Annotated in this window: 15 protein-coding genes and 4 pseudogenes; 9 read left to right on the top strand and 10 right to left on the bottom strand. The window is 59.4% G+C overall.

The features are described from left to right. Positions 1 to 166: 166 nt before the first annotated feature. The 3 genes from AC13C2_RS00815 to repC all read left to right on the top strand — a co-directional run bounded on the left by AC13C2_RS00815 (position 167) and on the right by repC (position 4,049). Entirely contained in the window at positions 167 to 1,522 is a 1,356-nt protein-coding gene (locus AC13C2_RS00815) for a ParA family protein (protein ID WP_482885637.1), read from the top strand. Next, the gene (locus AC13C2_RS00810) at positions 1,519 to 2,541 is read left to right on the top strand and encodes a ParB N-terminal domain-containing protein (protein WP_482885636.1); all 1,023 of its coding nucleotides are present in this window, start codon (positions 1,519 to 1,521) and stop codon (positions 2,539 to 2,541) included. The genes AC13C2_RS00815 and AC13C2_RS00810 overlap by 4 nt, the downstream gene beginning before the upstream one ends. 227 nt (positions 2,542 to 2,768) lie before the next feature. After that, positions 2,769 to 4,049, top strand: a complete 1,281-nt coding sequence (gene repC / locus AC13C2_RS00805; RefSeq protein WP_482885635.1) for a plasmid replication protein RepC — start codon at positions 2,769 to 2,771, stop codon at positions 4,047 to 4,049. A gap of 12 nt (positions 4,050 to 4,061) precedes the next feature. Here the strand turns inward: repC and AC13C2_RS00800 are convergent. Together AC13C2_RS00800 and AC13C2_RS00795 are read right to left on the bottom strand one after the other, a co-directional pair. After that, positions 4,062 to 4,679 (bottom strand): annotated as a pseudogene (locus tag AC13C2_RS00800) (tyrosine-type recombinase/integrase); the annotation flags it as partial. A 34-nt stretch (positions 4,680 to 4,713) separates the two neighbouring features. Beyond that, complete coding sequence (locus AC13C2_RS00795; RefSeq protein ID WP_482885633.1) at positions 4,714 to 6,336, bottom strand: Mu transposase C-terminal domain-containing protein; 1,623 nt, start codon at positions 6,334 to 6,336, stop codon at positions 4,714 to 4,716. A gap of 167 nt (positions 6,337 to 6,503) precedes the next feature. On the opposite strand from AC13C2_RS00795, the pseudogene AC13C2_RS00790 reads away from it, so the two are divergent. After that, a pseudogene (locus AC13C2_RS00790) lies at positions 6,504 to 7,028 on the top strand (hypothetical protein); the annotation flags it as partial. 75 nt (positions 7,029 to 7,103) lie between these two features. Here the strand turns inward: AC13C2_RS00790 and AC13C2_RS00785 are convergent. From AC13C2_RS00785 to AC13C2_RS00775, 3 genes and pseudogenes are all read right to left on the bottom strand, one after another. Beyond that, positions 7,104 to 8,455 (bottom strand): IS3 family transposase gene (locus AC13C2_RS00785; RefSeq protein WP_172318859.1). Its coding sequence is split into 2 segments (ribosomal slippage): positions 7,104 to 8,119 and positions 8,119 to 8,455, totalling 1,353 coding nucleotides; the frame shifts between segments, so codons are not numbered across the junction. 82 nt (positions 8,456 to 8,537) lie between these two features. Beyond that, positions 8,538 to 8,867: pseudogene (locus AC13C2_RS00780) on the bottom strand (helix-turn-helix domain-containing protein); the annotation flags it as partial. 186 nt (positions 8,868 to 9,053) lie between these two features. Beyond that, a complete protein-coding gene (locus tag AC13C2_RS00775) occupies positions 9,054 to 9,254 on the bottom strand; it encodes a hypothetical protein (protein WP_379575174.1) in 201 nt (66 codons plus the stop codon). A 55-nt stretch (positions 9,255 to 9,309) separates the two neighbouring features. On the opposite strand from AC13C2_RS00775, the pseudogene AC13C2_RS00770 reads away from it, so the two are divergent. Next, positions 9,310 to 9,723 (top strand): annotated as a pseudogene (locus AC13C2_RS00770) (transposase family protein); the annotation flags it as partial. Positions 9,724 to 9,824: 101 nt separating this feature from the next. Here the strand turns inward: AC13C2_RS00770 and AC13C2_RS00765 are convergent. The 5 genes from AC13C2_RS00765 to AC13C2_RS00745 all read right to left on the bottom strand — a co-directional run bounded on the left by AC13C2_RS00765 (position 9,825) and on the right by AC13C2_RS00745 (position 13,197). Then, a complete protein-coding gene (locus AC13C2_RS00765) occupies positions 9,825 to 10,457 on the bottom strand; it encodes a glutathione S-transferase family protein (RefSeq protein ID WP_027238702.1) in 633 nt (210 codons plus the stop codon). Positions 10,458 to 10,477: 20 nt separating this feature from the next. Continuing rightward, a complete protein-coding gene (locus AC13C2_RS00760) occupies positions 10,478 to 11,374 on the bottom strand; it encodes an SDR family oxidoreductase (RefSeq protein ID WP_339644422.1) in 897 nt (298 codons plus the stop codon). A 28-nt stretch (positions 11,375 to 11,402) separates the two neighbouring features. Further along, positions 11,403 to 11,900, bottom strand: coding sequence for a luciferase domain-containing protein (locus AC13C2_RS00755; protein ID WP_036540313.1), 498 nt, complete (start codon positions 11,898 to 11,900; stop codon positions 11,403 to 11,405). Between the two features lie 8 nt (positions 11,901 to 11,908). Further along, positions 11,909 to 12,724, bottom strand: coding sequence for a DODA-type extradiol aromatic ring-opening family dioxygenase (locus AC13C2_RS00750; protein ID WP_028288634.1), 816 nt, complete (start codon positions 12,722 to 12,724; stop codon positions 11,909 to 11,911). Between the two features lie 65 nt (positions 12,725 to 12,789). Continuing rightward, positions 12,790 to 13,197 carry a DoxX family protein gene (locus AC13C2_RS00745; RefSeq protein WP_084178541.1) on the bottom strand — a complete coding sequence of 136 codons (408 nt, stop codon included), beginning with the start codon at positions 13,195 to 13,197 and terminating at the stop codon, positions 12,790 to 12,792. A 131-nt stretch (positions 13,198 to 13,328) separates the two neighbouring features. On the opposite strand from AC13C2_RS00745, the gene AC13C2_RS00740 reads away from it, so the two are divergent. From AC13C2_RS00740 to AC13C2_RS00725, 4 genes are all read left to right on the top strand, one after another. Beyond that, on the top strand, positions 13,329 to 13,682 hold the full coding sequence (locus AC13C2_RS00740) for a winged helix-turn-helix transcriptional regulator (RefSeq protein ID WP_232237129.1): 354 nt from the start codon (positions 13,329 to 13,331) through the stop codon (positions 13,680 to 13,682). A 198-nt stretch (positions 13,683 to 13,880) separates the two neighbouring features. Beyond that, complete coding sequence (locus AC13C2_RS00735; RefSeq protein WP_028288636.1) at positions 13,881 to 14,522, top strand: TetR/AcrR family transcriptional regulator C-terminal domain-containing protein; 642 nt, start codon at positions 13,881 to 13,883, stop codon at positions 14,520 to 14,522. A gap of 72 nt (positions 14,523 to 14,594) precedes the next feature. Further along, entirely contained in the window at positions 14,595 to 15,146 is a 552-nt protein-coding gene (locus tag AC13C2_RS00730; RefSeq protein WP_245737674.1) for a TetR/AcrR family transcriptional regulator, read from the top strand. 13 nt (positions 15,147 to 15,159) lie between these two features. Continuing rightward, the gene (locus tag AC13C2_RS00725; protein ID WP_245737675.1) at positions 15,160 to 16,281 is read left to right on the top strand and encodes an efflux RND transporter periplasmic adaptor subunit; all 1,122 of its coding nucleotides are present in this window, start codon (positions 15,160 to 15,162) and stop codon (positions 16,279 to 16,281) included. The last annotated feature ends 31 nt before the right edge of the window (positions 16,282 to 16,312 follow it).

The raw sequence follows: 16,312 nt of genomic DNA, 5'->3' as shown, positions 1-16,312 counted from the left end.
TCCAATCTTGAACGCGTTCAAGATTGGAGTTTTAGGGGTCGTGGAGCTTCTAAATAAGCGCCTGAAACTCATAGGCGCGTGGTATCTTTATCTTTCCTCCAAAACCGTGCTACCATAGAAGCAGAATCGAGTCGAACTCGGACCCAACCGAAGTCAGGGCTTAGGAATGAGCGGTAGTCTAGAACAGTTTTTGACGGACCTGTCACGTGGGCTTGAGCGCACGATGGTGGCAGTGAACAAGGAACTCACCTTGCGTCAGCGCATCAAGCGCACGTGGTCAATGCGCCAGTGCGCAAGGTTTATGAACGTCAGTATTCAATATCTAACCAAGTTCGCCAATTCGAGCGACGACTTTCCCGCGGGCGAATATGTTGGAAGAGAGCGTGTTTTCACGCTTTCCGAATTGATGCACATGCGGGCCCTTCTGGCAGCCTCGGCAAAGCGGCCCTACGACTATCTAGCCTGGCGCAAACCCAACGCCCCCTTACCCGTCATCTCGTTTGCCAGCCAGAAAGGGGGCACGGCTAAGAGCCTGAGCGCCGCGCATTTTGCGCAGTATCTCAGCTTGCATTACGGCATGCGCGTTGGTGTCATGGATGCAGACCCGCAAAGCACGATAACGCTCTACTTTGTCGGGGGTGAAGGTCTTCCCCAGATGCCCGACGAAAACACCGCCTCCATGGTGGACTTTGCCGGCCTCTTCCAATCGGAAGATGCGCCATACACTGATCACGATGCGCAGACGCTCGACAGCTTCTTTCTAAAGACCTCCTGGCCGGGGCTGCGTCTGCTGCCGGCACATGGCGAAACGTCTGAGGGAGAGATCCAGATTGCGCGCCTTGTGCGAGAGGCCCCCGCCGGAAAGAGCTTCTATCGCTACCTGCGCGATGCCCTTGATCGCTGGAAAGCGGGCCACCCGCCAAAAACGCTGCCCAACGAATTGGTAGTCGAGGGCAAGGTCGATCAGCAGCGACTGAACGCTGCGCTGACCGAGACCCTCGATGTCATCATCATCGACTATCAGCCTGCGTTGACACTTTTCCAGCTGAATAACGTGATTGCGTCGACTTCGCTGGTCATCCCGCAAACCATGAAGGGGTTTGACATCGCAACGCTGTCGACCTTTGTGACCGGCCTGCTGGGGATGCTTCAGCATATTCTGGCCCATGAACGGATCGAAATAGGAACTGGTGCCAACATGCTGTTGCCGACGATCGTCCAACGATCCAATGCGCAGGATCTAAACCACATCGGAAACCTGCTGGAACACTGCCCCACGGAAATTCTGCCGGTGTTTTATCTGCGTTCCGACGCAATCTCGAATGCGTCGGACGTCTATCAATCCGTATACGAATATGAGCCGGACACGCCGGGAAAACGCAAGGGGATCAACCGGTTCATCACGAATGCCGATGCGGTTAACGACGCCATAGTATCGCGACTCTGGCCGGGCTTCGAACGCGGTTATGCCAATACATGGATGGACGAGTTCTATGAAGATGACGGCGAGGGTGAAGCATGAAACGCAGTATTCCAAGGTCGCTGGTCAGCAAGGCTACCAATCTCGATACAAACAAGAAACGTGCGAGCGGTTCCGAAGGCAGGACAGAATCGAGTGATGCTGTTTCGACTCCTTTCAAGGGGGCCGGCAGTGCCTGGAAATCAGGAGCGCTTGCGCAGTCGCAAGCTGCAGTAGAGCGAAGCAGAGCCGAGCTTTGTTTGGATATCCTCAACGGTCGCCACGAGATAAGCCTGTCGCCAGATCAAATCTCCGATCCGATGGGAACCGACCGCCGACAAGACTGGATGTCCCAGAAAGCCTACAGGTCTTTGGTAAACAGCATCGCTTCGAACGGGCAGGACACGCCCATTCTAGTGTGGCCGGAGGATCCGGATTGGCAGCCGGATCCGTTGGACCCGTCGAATATCGCGGGGGTTCCATTCGTGATGCTGACAGGACGCCGCCGACTGGCTGCCGCGTCAGAGCTCGGTGTACCCCTTCGTGCAATCCTTGCCCCGCCTGACGCGCGAAACGCTGAGAACAGCAAGTTTGAGATGCTGTTTCTGCGGTTTCGCGAGAATGAGGAACGCGAGAATCTCAGCCCCTTTGAGCGATTGGTTTCGATTGGTGAAATGTATGAGACGCTGGCTTCTGGCGAAGAGAAACTGACAGCTGTGGCCTTCGCCAAGAAAATTGGTGTGCATGAGAGCCTAGTCTCGCGAGCACGGTCCGTTTTCGCTGCGCAGGATCAAATCTTGAACACGTTCAAGAACGTCTACGACATGAGCTTTCGCGATTTACAGGGTGCCTTAGCGAGCTTGGAGAGAACGAACAAAGCCAAGCCAAAACCAAAAACAAAGCCCCAAAAACTCACCGTAAAGCGCAAGGTGGGCAACCGAAATCTTTCGGTCACTTCCGTCGATGGAAACCTATCAATCAAGGTTGCAGGAGTGCCGATTGACCAAGAGCGTCTCGAAAAGCTTGGAGACTTAGTCGCAAACTATTTGAACGTCGAAGACACGGAGAAAGATACCGACTGAAGACAGCGTTGGTGAGATGTTCTTCGGAACGACGAGGCAGGGAGCAAAAAAGGAACGACAAGTGAATTAACGGCAAAAGAAAAGCCCCCAAGCGGTGTGGCCTGAGAGCTGATCTTAATGGTTTGGTCGCCTTCAAGATAGGTCTCACAGGATTCACTGTCAACGACGAACGCTTCTGAGCGAACGGCTTTCTTTTGCCTCCACATAACCGGAGGTGAGATACAGGCATGAAACATACAGGTTGGCGCAAGCCGACACCGGGTCTTGGGGTTGCTGAGCAACTTGCCCAAGCCGGTGAAAGGGTAGCAGTACCCAAAACACGGGCCTTCGTGGCACTCAAGCGCGTGGGGGCACATATCGGCCTAAAGGCTGGTGACATGATGCTCCTCGACACACTCGGGGCGTTCACCCAGGCCCAGGACTGGGAGGAGGGGCAGCGCCCGATCGTCTGGGCGTCGAACGCTTATCTGATGGAGCAAACGGGCTTTTCGCTATCGGCCCTCAAGCGCCACGCGCGGCGCCTTGCTGAGATCGGCGTGATCTCTTTCCAGGATAGCCCCAATGGCAAGCGGTGGGGCCGCAGGGACGCTGAGGGGCGTATCGTCGAGGCCTATGGCTTCGATCTGTCACCGCTTTCCGCCCGTGTTGAGGAGTTCGAGGGACTTCATACCGAGTTGCAGGCCGAGCGCGAACTCTGCCAGCGCCTGAAGCGCCAGATCACTGTGGCGCGCCGGATGATCCGAGCCCGGATCGAGGCAGCTCTCAGCAGCGCTCTGCGTGGGCCCTGGAGGCAATTCACGGGGCTTTTCGAGGAGCTTCTCGACCGGCTACCGCGCCGTCAGGAAGCGTCCGAACAGCTGGTGCGCTTGCTCACATGGTTCAGGGAACTCCAGGAACGGGTTGAGGCGGCCTATCTCAAAGCGACTGGCGCGGTGAAACCTGTGGAAAACACCGGTAATAACGATACCCAATCCATGGAGAAGACTCAAGAAATGAACCCCAGGGAGGTCATTTCCGAACCTCATATACTAATTACAAATCAACTTAATCCTGTAACTAGTAATTCCTCTGAAAAAGAGGAAGCGGCGGGTGTGGTGCCCAATGCGCCACCGGAAGAGCGGGTTGACAGGGAGCTGGAAGACTGGGTTGCCGAGGTGCGCAAGAAGCGCACAGCGCTCGATCTGCCGACAATCATGCAGGCCTGTCCGGAATTTGCATCCTGGGCGCGGAATTTGGGTGGATTCCTGAAGGATTGGGGCGATCTGCACCGGGTTGCCGGTCAACTCAGGCCGATGATCGGTATCTCGGAGCATGCCTGGAACGTAGCGCAGGACCGAATGGGGACCCAGGTGGCCACGGCCGCATTTGCGCTCGTCTTCGAGAAGCACAGTGCCGGTGAGGTTGCCTCGCCGGGCGGATATCTTCGGGGCATGGTCGAGAAGGCCGGGGCAGGGGAGCTGCATCTGGAGCGTAGTTTCTATGGCAGGCTCAGTGGGCAGGAGGCGTGATAGGGCAGGGGCTCAGAGACCGGCGGCTTTGGTCAGGTTTACCCGGAACCTGTCGCGGCGGCGCTGATAGCGGCGGGTCATCTCGGCCGAGGCGTGGCCAAGCTGCTTCTGGACATAGCGCTCGTCAACCTCGGCGGAACTGGCCAGACCAGCACGCAGGCTGTGCCCGGAAAACAGTGCCAGGCGGTCTTTCTCGGACAGATTCGACCGGATGCCGGCGTCGAGCACGGTGCGCTTGATGAGGCGTGCAACGTGTTTGTCGTTCAGGCGGGCATCCAGCGCTCGCTTGCCATCGCGTGAGGTGCCGACGAAGATTGGACCGAAGTCGATCTTTGCGAAGTGCAACCATTGTTCAAGCGCATGCACGGGACAGGTTTGATCCTTGGACCCGCGGCCAATCTCGACCTCACGCCAGCCAGTCTTGGCATTGAGGGTGAGCAAAGCACCCTTGTCGAAGATCTCGATCCAACCGCCAGAGTCCGGCGTGTCGTCCTTGTGAACGTCGAGGCTGACGATTTCGGAGCGGCGCAGACCACCCGCATACCCCAAAAGCAGGATCGTCCTGTCACGCAACCCGCGCAGATCGAAGGGCAAAGTGGCGACCATGGCGATGATGTCCTCGGCCAAGAGCGGGACGGTGGCGGGCATGAGGTGATCCGGCACCTTACCAATCCTCGACCGGGAAGACCCGCCGCGGGCGATCCGGGTTAAGGTTTGCCCGGGCCGGGGCGGCAGGCGCGGCGAGATCGGCATAAGGCTTCTTTGCCTCGGTGGCATGCCGGGCGCGTGTCATCTCCTTCAACCGGCTTTTCGAGGTTTTGGTGGCGGTAACAGTTGCGGCGATTTCGCGTCGGATGGCGGCCGCCTCCTGCACTGGGCGCCGCTGGATTTCGCGCCGCCGCTGTCGATCCGCCTGATGCTGCCAAAGCGTGATCGGCTCGGCCAGTCCGTCCCGTCGTCTCACCGGCTGCCAGGCCTGCGTATCCGGATCCTTGACATAGACATGGCTGATGTCGCGAGGGTCATAGCACACATCAAGTGGCTCCAGCCGGTCACGGCGGGCGACCAGCGGACCAAGCCAGGGCTCGAAATAGTCGATGGCGAAGAGGCTGATGCCCTGAGGTGAAATCTTCCGCGTCTTGCGCGGCAGGAAATTGAGCAGCGCATCGATCGGACGGTCCTTCGGTTGGAGTCGGTTTTCCCATTCGATTGCCGGGACGGTCAGCTTGCGCGCATTCTGGCTCAGATTATGGTCGATGATCGCGAGCGCGATGCAGCGTTCAAGATCCGCGAAGCTGAGCCGTGCGCGCTCTTCCGAGGCATAGTCGCCTCGATCCGCGATGGAGCGCCCTGTCTTACCGGGTAAGGCCCGTAGCGCCGTGTTCACTTTCCCAAGCAGGCGTTCCACGACTCCGCCTCGATGCACGGTGCCCTTGTTCCGCATGCGAATGGAAATGCCATAGTCCGCGCATCCTCTGCTGAAGGTGCTGCTCTGGAACTCTTTGGCGGAATCGACGACGATCTGCCTCGGGCGACCGTGCATCGGCCAGGCATGATCGATGCTACGCTCTGCCAGCCATGCCGTCTTGCAGCACATCGCTTGCGCAAGACAAAGCGCGACAGACAGTCGTGACGGCCGCTCGAGCGTCAGGCAGAAGCCGGTGATCGCACTCGTGGCCACATCGGCAGCGATGGTCAGGTAGGGCCGCCCAACGAAGATACCGTAGTCATCAATCACCTCGACAAACTGGATGTCTGCCGGCGTGTGATCGATCTGGACAACGTCGAGCGCGTGGTCTGCCCGGATGTAGCCCGGTCGCGCCTTCAGCCGGTGCAGGTGTTTACTGTCTGACAGGCGGCGGCGGGCAATTTCTTCCGGGGTGAACAGGATGGGGATGCGCCGGGCGACAGTGACATAGGCGGGCGGAGTATGCCCTTCCTGTGCGCAGCGGGCGCGGATCTCTTCGACGATCGGTGCGAGGTCCGGCTGCTCAGGACGCAACCACATCTCCCTCAGGGTCATCGCGATGATGCTCTCGACCGCGAGGCTGATCCTTGATTTCCTTGTTCCACTCGTTCGCGGCAGCAGGGACGATACCCTGCGTTCTTCTCGATACCGCGCCAGATAGTTGTAGACTTGGCGGGTCGAGAGCCGCAGCTCGGATGCCGCGCGTACCACGGCCTCACGCACCGGCGCCGCTCCGTCAATAATCCGGTCCAGTTCACGCGCGATACGTGTTGCCTTGGCCCACGCTTCATCCGAGGCATGCCCTCCGCCGGACGTCATCGATATGAAACTTTCGAGACCGGCTGGGCCGTGCGCCAACAGGGCGGCCGCTTGCTGAAATACGGAACCAAAATTGAAGCCTCAAGCGAAAAAATGATGTGCGATATCGCGGTATCATCCAGAAATCACGATATAATCATGCGTTGAAATGATGAAAAAAATGCGACATCTGGTTTCTGCCCGGGCCGCTCGAAGAGGAACCGGATGATCTGCCTCCCGGGCCGCGGGCGGAACCGCCTGATACCGTAGTCATCGAAGATTGGGCAAAGGCAGAGGGTGCTCATACTGCGCGGCTGGCAAAGGTGGCTGGACGCCTGGGTGCTCTGGATGACCGGTTGCTGCGCGGCCCGGAGGGCTGGCGGCACAGACTGGCTCTAATAGAGGCGGCGGATCTCAGCTGGTTCGCAGGCGATCGTGTGAGCCCCGATCGGCTGGCGCTTTGGATATCCATGCGTTTGTCTGGAGTGCAGGATGACTCGGAAGCACTGGCCCGGGCCGGATGGGCCGTGCGACGCCTGACAAGTGGTCCGGAGCCAATGGTAGATTTGGCGTCCTTCCTGGATCGGCGTGATCCTGAGAAGTTCGAGGACAATGCCGAGCGCTTTGACGAGCGTGCAGGGAGCTGGCTGGACGTGATGACAGCAGCGGTTGACCTCCACCCGATCACGAGCGCTTGCATGGGGTTTCACCTCTGTGTCCGTCGTCAGATAATTTGGGACAGGCGAGCGGTTTTCCGTTTGGAGGCTCTGGCTCATCCTTGATTGAGTTTATGTGTGTTCGGTTTGATGGCGCAAGCGCCGGGTGAGCATGGTTTTCCGTTTGATCTCCTCTCGCTGTTTCAGGATCTGCTCTGCGCGCCCGAAGTAGACGTCGGCGGGTGTCAGGTTTCCAAGGCTCTCGTGGTAGCGCTGGTTGTTGTAATGTTCGACGAAGGCACCGATCTGGCGCTCGAGATCTCCGGGCAGGAAGTAATGCTCAAGCAGGACACGGTTCTTCATGGTCTGGTGCCAGCGCTCGATCTTGCCTTGAGTCTGCGGATGGTAGGGTGCGCCCCGGACATGATCCATGCCCTTGTCATCAAGGTAATCCGCCAAGTCTCCCGCGATGTAAGACGCGCCGTTGTCGCTGAGAAGTCTTGGCTTGGCGACCACGGTTGCGCAGTCACATCCCGAGGCCTCCAGCGCCAGGTCGAGCGTGGCGGTCACGTCCTCGGCCTTCATCGTCGTGCAAAGCTTCCAGGAGATGATGTAGCGGCTGTAATCGTCCAAGATGGTGCTGAGGTAGAACCAGCCCCAGCCCAGGACCTTCAGATAGGTGAAGTCGGTCTGCCACAGCTCGTTGGGGCGCGTGGTTTTGTCCCGGAACTCATTGGCCGCCTTCATCACGATATGCGCCGGTGCCGTGACCAGGTCTTCCGCCTTCAGGATGCGGTAAACCGATGATTCAGAGATAAAATACCGCTTCTCGTCGGTATATTTCACCGCCAGCTCACGCGGGGTCAGATCCTCATACTCGAGCGCGAACTCGATAATGCTCGCCCGCGTCTCATCCGGGAGGCGGTTCCACACAGACCCCGGATGGGGCGGCGTGTCCTCGAGCGCGTCAAGCCCACCCTCGGACCAGCGGTCATACCAGCGGTAATAGGTCGTGCGTGGAATGCCGAGCATGACCAGCGTCTGACGGGCGGGCAGATGCGAGGCTTCGACGGTGCGGATGATCTCCAGCTTTTCCGATGCAGGATACCTCATGCCTCGTCCTCCCCATCCCCGATCATGCTTTTTTTGAGCAGACGGTTTTCCAGAGTCAGATCGGCAACGACTTCCTTGAGCGCGGCCGATTCCGAGCGCAGCTCCTTGACCTCAGGCGATGTCGCCTGGCGGGCAGTATCCCCGGCCAGGCGTTGCTTGCCCGCTTCGAGGAATTCTTTCGACCACGTGTAATACAGGCTCTCGCTGATGCCTTCTCGGCGACACAGCGCGGCAATGCTCTCCTCGCCGCGCAGACCAGCCAGCACGATCCTGATCTTCTCTTCCGCAGAATAATACTTGCGCGTCTTGCGCTTGATCCCTTTGACCAGCTTGTCAGCCGCGTCCTTCGATGTTCCGGATTTCTTGTTCATCTTCGCTCCTTGGTGGCTGCGATGAACCAGAATTCCTCCGTTACGAAAACATCAAATCTGTCCCATAGGCGCTGACGTCAGACACCGTCTCGCGCGACACCTTGAACCCATGATGCTCGGCCAGCATCTCCGCCGCCAGGGTCGGCCCAAAGTCGGGATAGTTGTCTTTGATCAGCGACAGCGCGTAATCCCGTTTGGCTTTGTGGATGCGATTGTTCGGGGGCTTGCCGCGCGCCTTGTGCCGGATCGCCGACGCGCCATCCTGACGATAAAGCTTCAGCAGCCGGAAAATCTGCCGACGCGTCAGTGCCAGCATGTTCGCAGCATTGTCGACGCTCAGCCGTCCATCATCGACCTGCGCCAAAACCTCCACGCGCTTCAACTCGCGCTCGCTCATAACCACCCATCCCATGCCCAATCTCCCTCAGTCTCGGAAGGGAGAGTGACATTCCTGAATTGCTCATGGGTGACATTTTAGCTTTGCGGCTACACGGCTCAAAAACGTATAAGCAAGCATATGTTAAGTTGGCTCTTGGCCAAGAGTGCGCATGACTCGGGCGCACCTGGGACGAATACTTCTCGGGCGAAAGCGGCGCGCCTAAGACCCGCAGCAAGAGTTAAGTCCGCTATCCGCGTCGGACCCGGGGTCATGCCAGCCAAGTTCGCAGAACGTCAGAAGGCCGCAAGCATGTGGACTAGGCCTTTTTCGATGTTCTTCCACGGCTTCTTGCCCACGGTATGTAAGAACCAACATCTGGTACCGCAGATATTTTTCGTAAAGAACTGCATGAAGCGACAACAGATTTTGTGACCCACAGGCCTGGATCAAGGACTTATGGAACTCCCAGTCATATCGGAATCAGGATCGGAGCGACCACGCCCTGCGCCAATGGCTGCGGGAACTGGCGAATAAACGTCGCCGGTTCGGATATCGTAGTTAGGGCATCCTTTTGGCCAGAGAGGGTTTTGAAGTGAACCATTAGAAGCTTTTCCGTCTCTATCGCGAGGAAGGGCTGGCCGTGCGCCGCAGGTGATCACGCAAACGCGCACTGGGTACGCGCAGGCCCATCCTAGTGCCGGATCGCGCCAATCAGCGTTGGTCGTTGGACTTCGTGTCCGATGCCTTTGCTAATGGCCAAAGGTTCCGTGTGTTGTGCATCGTGGATGACTGCACGCGCGAAGCCTTGGCGGCCACTGTGGTGGATCGCTCACTGTCAGGTGAGCGGATGATCCGCGAACTGGATGACCTGATCGGGAGGCTGGGTCAGTTGACTTTCTGACCCACGATCAGATCAAAGCGATGACAACGGCCGACCGTATCGTCAACCTCGGCACTCGTCAGGGGTATGTTACCCCCTGGATCACGACGTCAGCGGAAAAGCGCCCTTAGGGGTGCCACAGCCTCTTGCCAGCTGTCACGCGCTTCTAGCCGGTCGATCCAACTCGCAACTCCTGGGTACTGGTCCAGTAAAATCCCCGCTTGATCGCGATACATGAAGGTGGTCGCAAGATAGAAGTCGGCAAGGCTGAGTGCGCCTGCGATCCAGTCCTTGCCGTCGAGTCCGGTTTCCAGAACGGCAAGGAACTGATCTGTGGCTTTTCGTTCCGCTTCGACCACAGTCGGATCGGGATCGCCCATGCCGAATTTCTCTTTGAGAAACAGCTCAAAGGACAATTTCTGCATCGCCGGGCCAAGGTGGATCGCTTGCCACCAGGTCCATTGATCGACGAGGGACCGCGCCTTGCGGCCCTCAGGATAGAGGCCCGCCTCGGGCCGAAGCCCCGCCAGATAGGCACAAATTGCCCGGGATTCCCAAAGCACGAAATTCCCGTCCTCCAAAACGGGCACCTTTGCATTGGGATTGCGAGCGAGAAATTCCGCCGCGCGGTTGTCCCCGGCCCGGATGTCGACCTGGACGATTTCGAGGTCCACGCCCAGTTCGTGTGCCACCGCCCGCACACGCAGCGCATTGGGCGAGAAATTCGCGTTGTAGAGTTTCATGATTTTGTCCGCCTCTATAGTTACTGCGGCGCCCGAAGAAGCACCGCCCGGTTTTCGGTCAGGAAATCGGTAACCGACTGTCCGGACTTGCCGGTGAGCGTCTTGAGATCGTCGCTGGCCACATCAAGGTAGCCTTCGGCGATTGCCTGGTCGAAAGAGACGAAAACACGCGCCATGAACTCGGGCAGGCCATTTGCGATCATCGCCTGCACCATGTCTTCGGCCGGCATCGGAACGTAGGGGATGTCCTTGCCGGCGATGTCCGACAAAAGCGCCGCGATATCGGCCTGGCCGGTGGATTCGGGCCCGGTGATGTCCAGGACCTCGCGGTCGGTCGCATTCATCAGCGCGGCAGCGGCGGCGCGGGCGCAGTCGGCGCGCGTGACGTAACTCGCCCGTCCGTCCCCTGCCGCGGCAAAGAGCTGCCCCATGTCGATCGCCTGCGGTCCGCTCATAAGCAACAGATCCGTGTAAAGGTTGTTGCGAAGGATCGTGTAGCTGGCGCCGCTTTGCTCGATCAGCTTCTCGGTGTTCTGATGATCCTTGCTGAAAGTGATGGGGCTTTCGGGTACCGGGCTGGCAAGCGAGGTATAGACGATGTGGTCGATACCCGCCTCGCGTGCGGCGGTGATCGCATTGGAATGAGCCGCGAGCCGTTTGCCCGGCTCCAGATCGTCGGTGGAGATGATCAGGATCCGCTTGCCGCCCGCGATGGCCGGACCCAGTGTTTCGGGCGCGTTGAAATCGCCTTGGCGAACATCCACCCCTTTGTCCCTAAACTCGGCGAGTTTGTCGGCGTTGCGCGTGACCGCGATGATCGGATCGGCGCCCGCCTCGATCAGTTGATCGATTACCTGGCGTCCAAGCTGGCCGGAGGCGCCTGTGACGATAAATGGTCCGTTCTGAAAGCTTGCCATGGGCGTATTCCTGTTCCTTGAGAGAGAGTCAGCCGTGGATGTGAACCTGCGCGGGGTTGGCCAGCTTGCCGCGGGCGAAGTCCCAGCTCGTTGTCAGGATTTTGATCATGACGTCGACCTCTGACCTACCGCGCGGCGCATAGGCCATGACGGCATTTGCCGGGATGTGTCCGGCCGACGCCATCGGGTGCGGTTCGCCCCAGCCCTTGGCGATGAGTTCCTCGACCGCCGCCAGCGGCAGCATCATGTGCGACGAACCGTCATAGGAGGGATGCACATGGGCAAATTCGCGTCCGATCATGAAGGCTTCACGCGGGCCGCAGGCATGCGCCACCGGCAAGACCAGTGCTTCGGCGCCAGGCACCGAGATGCCCGACCGACAGCGCTCGACGAAGGGCAGGGCGAAGGCCTTCTCCTTGAAAAATGCGTGGATCTCTGCCGAGGAGTTCTGCGACACCTGCTCATGCGGGGCGCAATCGGTGGTGTCGGGGCGCGGGCCCTGCCGCAGGGGAAGTTCGAAGGTCATGGTTGGTCCTATCCAAATCTGAACGCGCTTTCGACCGCGCCCAAGACGTGATCCTCGAGGGACTTTTCCCCTCGATCCGCAAGCGCGGCCCCGGCCACGACGTGCAACGGGATCAGATGTTCCTCGCGCGGATTGGCGTCGCGTGCGCCGGGCGCCTGCTCCCACTCGGCCAGCATGGCATGGCGCACTGCGGGGTCTTCATGGGTCACCGCACTCGTGAGCCATCGGTCAAAGTCTCCGCCGTACACCGGGCCGTCCGGTCCGCCCCTCATCGCCCGCATCATCTTGCCCATGTTGTGATAGGTATTGCCGGATCCGATGATCAGCACCCCTTCGTCGCGCAAGGGCGCCAACGCGCGACCGACGGCAAGATGCGCCTCGGGGTCGAGATCGTCGCGCAGGCTCAATTGGACGGTGGGGATGTCGGCCTCAGGAAAAGCCACCTTTAGTGGAACGAATACCCCGTGATCGAAGCCACGCGCGGCATCGGCCCCGGTTTGGAACCCCGCGTCTTCTAAAAGTGCGCGTACGCGGGTCGCCAGCGCGGGCTCGCCCGGCGCGGGCCAGGCCAGCTGATAGGTATGCTGCGGAAATCCCTGATAGTCGAACAGCAGAGGCGGAGCGGGGTTGGTCTGCAAGGTAAAGATCCGCTCTTCCCAATGGCCCGAGATCACGAGCAGCGCCTTGGGCCTTGCCGGCAGGCTCGCAGGCAAGTCCTCAAGGAATCTGCGGTGGCGATCCCAGGCGTCAGGCGGGTTCCAGTCCATGAAGAAACAGGGGCCACCCCCATGGGGAACAAACACTGTCGGCTGTTTTTCAGTCATGTTGTCGTCCTTTTGTACCCCAAAGTCCGAGGCTATGGGCGGCGCCGTGGCAACTCCGCAGCAGATCAGGTTGGCGCTGCCGGAACTGCCGGTGCATAGGCCGACTTGACCGCACGCACGCGATTGGCGGTCAGCCACGAGACGATCAGGAGTACCCAGGTCGCCAGAGCCGGCGGCCAACCCGGATCGCCTGCGCCCACATGGGCCCCGAAGGCGAGCACCAGATGCCAGAACATTGCCGCATAGGCCCAATCTGCCAGCACCGCCGAAGGGCGCCAGAGGATCACAACCGCACCGACGATCTTCAAAATTGCGAGTGGCCAGATGATGTATGTGGGATAGCCCAACACCTCGCGATACATGCCCGCGACCATGTCGTGGGATGAGATGTAGAAGGCCGCCGCACCCAGATAGACCAGCGCCACAAGGCCGGTCGCGATCCAGTAGACATATTTTGCCACGTTGTCACTCACTGCCGCTCTCCCGGTTTTCGACGGTTGTTAGGCTGTCGGTTTCCATGTAGTATCATTAGGTGCCTTACTTCATCAGTTAAAGTAGGCACTTAAAAGTAACTTACTTTCGTGGGCTGCGAGGGCTATCCACAATGAAAAGCGTCCAACTAGCTTCCTGCCCGATGGAGGCGCTGCTGCGTGTCATCACGGGACCTTGGACGATCTATATCCTTTGGGTTCTGTCCGAACAGGGTCCACAGCGTTTCGGCGCGACCAAACGGCTGGTGCCTGGAATTTCCACCCGGGTCCTGACTGAGAGGCTGAGAATGCTGGAACATGCCGGCGTGGTCTGGCGCGAGCAGGCCATGACCATCCCGCCCGCTGTCACATACGGGCTGACTGAACGCGGCGCGGAGCTGCGCGGTGTGCTGGACACCCTTGGATCCATTGCACGCCGCTGGGAGGCGGAGGGTGCTTTCGACGGGACGGCACGCTCGGCGGAATGATGACGTCCGTCCTGTTCGCGGAATAATCCCGCGCCAGAAAGCGCCGCGAACGGAGCACGGCCCGAAGCTCATGACGAATTGAAAGCCGCGTTGGGTATGCCTGACAGGCGGCACTCACTCCGAACGATCCGCCCAGGTTTGCGGCTTGCCGCCACATAAAAATCAATCTACTGTACCGACTAGACGGTACAGTCAAGTTTGAAATCCCGCAATGCTGCACAGGACAGGAAGAACGAGATGCGCGAGAGAAAAATGGCCGAGGTTTTGTTCGGCGCGCGCGAGGTCTTCTTCCGGTGCGGTTATGAAGGCGCCACCGTCGATGCCATTGCCGCCGAAGGGAAAGTGTCGAAGGCAACAATGTATTCGTATTTCCCGACCAAGGAGCAGCTGTTTCTAAGCGTCGTGGAATCCGAATGCGGTCGGCTTGCGGAAGAGATCCTCCGACCCTTGTCCGCAGGTCCCGAGCCGCGCGCCCAGTTGGAAAAACTTGCCCTGCGCATGATCGATCTCGTTCTGGACGAAACCTACATCCGCCTTCTGCGGACGTGTATCGGTGCCACCGAGATGCTTCCCGAGGTCGGGGAGGTGTATTTTCGTGCCGGACCGAAACGGGCACGCGAACTCATCAGTAAAGTTCTGGAACGCCTTTCCCGGGAAGGCGCGCTTGAGATCGACAATCCCCCGCGTGTTGCGGATCACTTCATACATCTTTGCGTTTCTGGACTGTTGATGCCACGCCTGCTGGCGGTGCAAAGAACAGTCGAGCGGGACAAGCATGCGGCCGATGCAGTCACTGCATTCCTGCGACTCTACGGGAGCGGACATAGAGTAGAGCTCTGAACTGACCTTGCTTTCCGACAACGGGGCAATGCTCCAAATCTCTCAATAAAATTGCCGAATGGACGGTGAATAATGACCATACAATCCAGAATGCAGGCAAAGAATGCGTCTCCAAGGATCCTCGGCGCTGCGCGGGCAATTGCGCACAGAGAGGGCGCGGGAAAGATTACGATCGACGCCGTCGCGCGTGAGGCCGATCTCAGTAAAGGCGGGGTCTTATACAATTTTCCGACTAAGAGAGCGCTTCTTGCCGGGCTGCTTGATGAGATGCTCGCAGAACATCGCGAACGCCTGGCATCAGTCCCGGAAGATCGCAGATCCCGCACCTTGCGCGGGCACCTGGAAGCGATCGTGCAAGCCAGAGCCGTCGATGACGACCTCTCGATGGCGATTCTCGCGGCTGCCGCGTCAGATCCGCGGCTGCTCGATCCGCTACGGGCTGAACTGACCGGCGACCTTGAGCGTATCCTGTCCGACACACAAGACACTTCGGGTGCTATGGTTGTCGTCCTAGCGATCCAGGGACTTCGGTTCCAGAAACTTCTGGGCCTTCCCGACGGTGGCGCGGGTCTCAGGGGGCGCGTCATCGAGCAATTGAGGGCCATGATTAATGAACTCGAATAGAGAGACACGAAGTTTGAAGCGGATCGTTTTTGTTATTGCGGTAGCGGCCGTGTCGGCCGTTGCCGTGCCGTTTGTTTCGCCGTTCCTGACCGATGTGCTGGCCCAGACCGCGACGAACACCGTGGAGGCAGAAGTCGACACAAGGCCTGCAGCGAGCGTGGAGCGACCAGTCACGGTCGAAGTGACCCGTGCGCTCAATCGCGTCGTAAGTCAGTCTCGCACCGTTGCAGGCCGCGTTGAACCTGCTCGAACGGTGGACCTTGCGTTTCAGATACCCGGGCAGATCATTCGCCTTGAGGTTGAGCCCGGCGACACGATTCGCGAGGGCGAGGTGATCGCGGAGCTCGACCAAATCGATTTCGAACTCGCCGTCGACCGGGCTCAGGCGTCCTACGACCTGGCGAATTCCGAACTCGCGCGCGCCTCGGACCTCGCCGATCGTGGCGTGGCGTCCGACGCGCGCCTCGACACGGCCCGCGCGCAGTTCTTCCAGGCAGAAGTCGCGCTCCGCGAGGCCGAGCGGCGCCTGTCCCAAACGAAAATCGTCGCGCCATTCGACGCGATTGTGGCGCGCACCTTCGTTGAAGAATATGTCAACGTCACGTCGACCGCGCCTGTCGCGCGTCTACAGGATGTCAGCGAGATGCGGCTCGTGATCTCCCTGCCAGAGGAACTTGCGGCCATTGCGCGGTCGGCACCCGATGCCTTCGAGATCGTTGCAACTTTTCCGGCTGTTCCGGGTTACACCGCGCCTCTGGTGCTTCGCTCGTTTGCGACCGATGCCGACCGGACGGCGCAGACCTACGACGTGGAATTTGCGATCACGGGTGATATCGACCCGCGTCTTTTGCCCGGAATGACCGCGGATGTGCGCATCTCCATCGCCGCTGAGGAAGATCGCCGGCGCTCCGTGATCGTTCCGGTTTCGGCGGTGGACACGACCAGCCGAACCGAACCGTCCATCTGGATCTACGAAGAAACGTCCGGCCAGGTCGAGCGTCGGACGGTCCGTCTGGGCCTTCCGATCGACAACGAGATCGTCGTTCAGGATGGCGTGGAGGCCAATGAATTGGTTGTTTCCGGCGGCTGGTGGCGGCTCAGGGACAATCAGACCGTGACAGTTTCTGGGCTCTGACCCCGGTTTTCGGCAGGACAAGAATAAAAAC

It is taken from the genome of Jannaschia sp. L-14R (assembly GCF_056857695.1).
Note: the sequence above shows the minus strand (reverse complement) of the source record. Positions and strands in the feature narration are given on the sequence as shown.

Excerpts from the sequence above, each read along its gene's own strand:
- AC13C2_RS00810 (WP_482885636.1), top strand. The coding sequence starts at position 1,519 with ATGAAACGCAGTATTCCAAGGTCGCTGGTCAGCAAGGCTACCAATCTC.
- AC13C2_RS00740 (WP_232237129.1), top strand. The coding sequence starts at position 13,329 with ATGAAAAGCGTCCAACTAGCTTCCTGCCCGATGGAGGCGCTGCTGCGT.
- AC13C2_RS00760 (WP_339644422.1), bottom strand. The coding sequence starts at position 11,374 with ATGGCAAGCTTTCAGAACGGACCATTTATCGTCACAGGCGCCTCCGGC.
- repC (WP_482885635.1), top strand. The coding sequence starts at position 2,769 with ATGAAACATACAGGTTGGCGCAAGCCGACACCGGGTCTTGGGGTTGCT.
- AC13C2_RS00795 (WP_482885633.1), bottom strand. The coding sequence starts at position 6,336 with ATGACGTCCGGCGGAGGGCATGCCTCGGATGAAGCGTGGGCCAAGGCA.
- AC13C2_RS00815 (WP_482885637.1), top strand. The coding sequence starts at position 167 with ATGAGCGGTAGTCTAGAACAGTTTTTGACGGACCTGTCACGTGGGCTT.
- AC13C2_RS00755 (WP_036540313.1), bottom strand. The coding sequence starts at position 11,900 with ATGACCTTCGAACTTCCCCTGCGGCAGGGCCCGCGCCCCGACACCACC.
- AC13C2_RS00750 (WP_028288634.1), bottom strand. The coding sequence starts at position 12,724 with ATGACTGAAAAACAGCCGACAGTGTTTGTTCCCCATGGGGGTGGCCCC.
- AC13C2_RS00730 (WP_245737674.1), top strand. The coding sequence starts at position 14,595 with ATGACCATACAATCCAGAATGCAGGCAAAGAATGCGTCTCCAAGGATC.
- AC13C2_RS00765 (WP_027238702.1), bottom strand. The coding sequence starts at position 10,457 with ATGAAACTCTACAACGCGAATTTCTCGCCCAATGCGCTGCGTGTGCGG.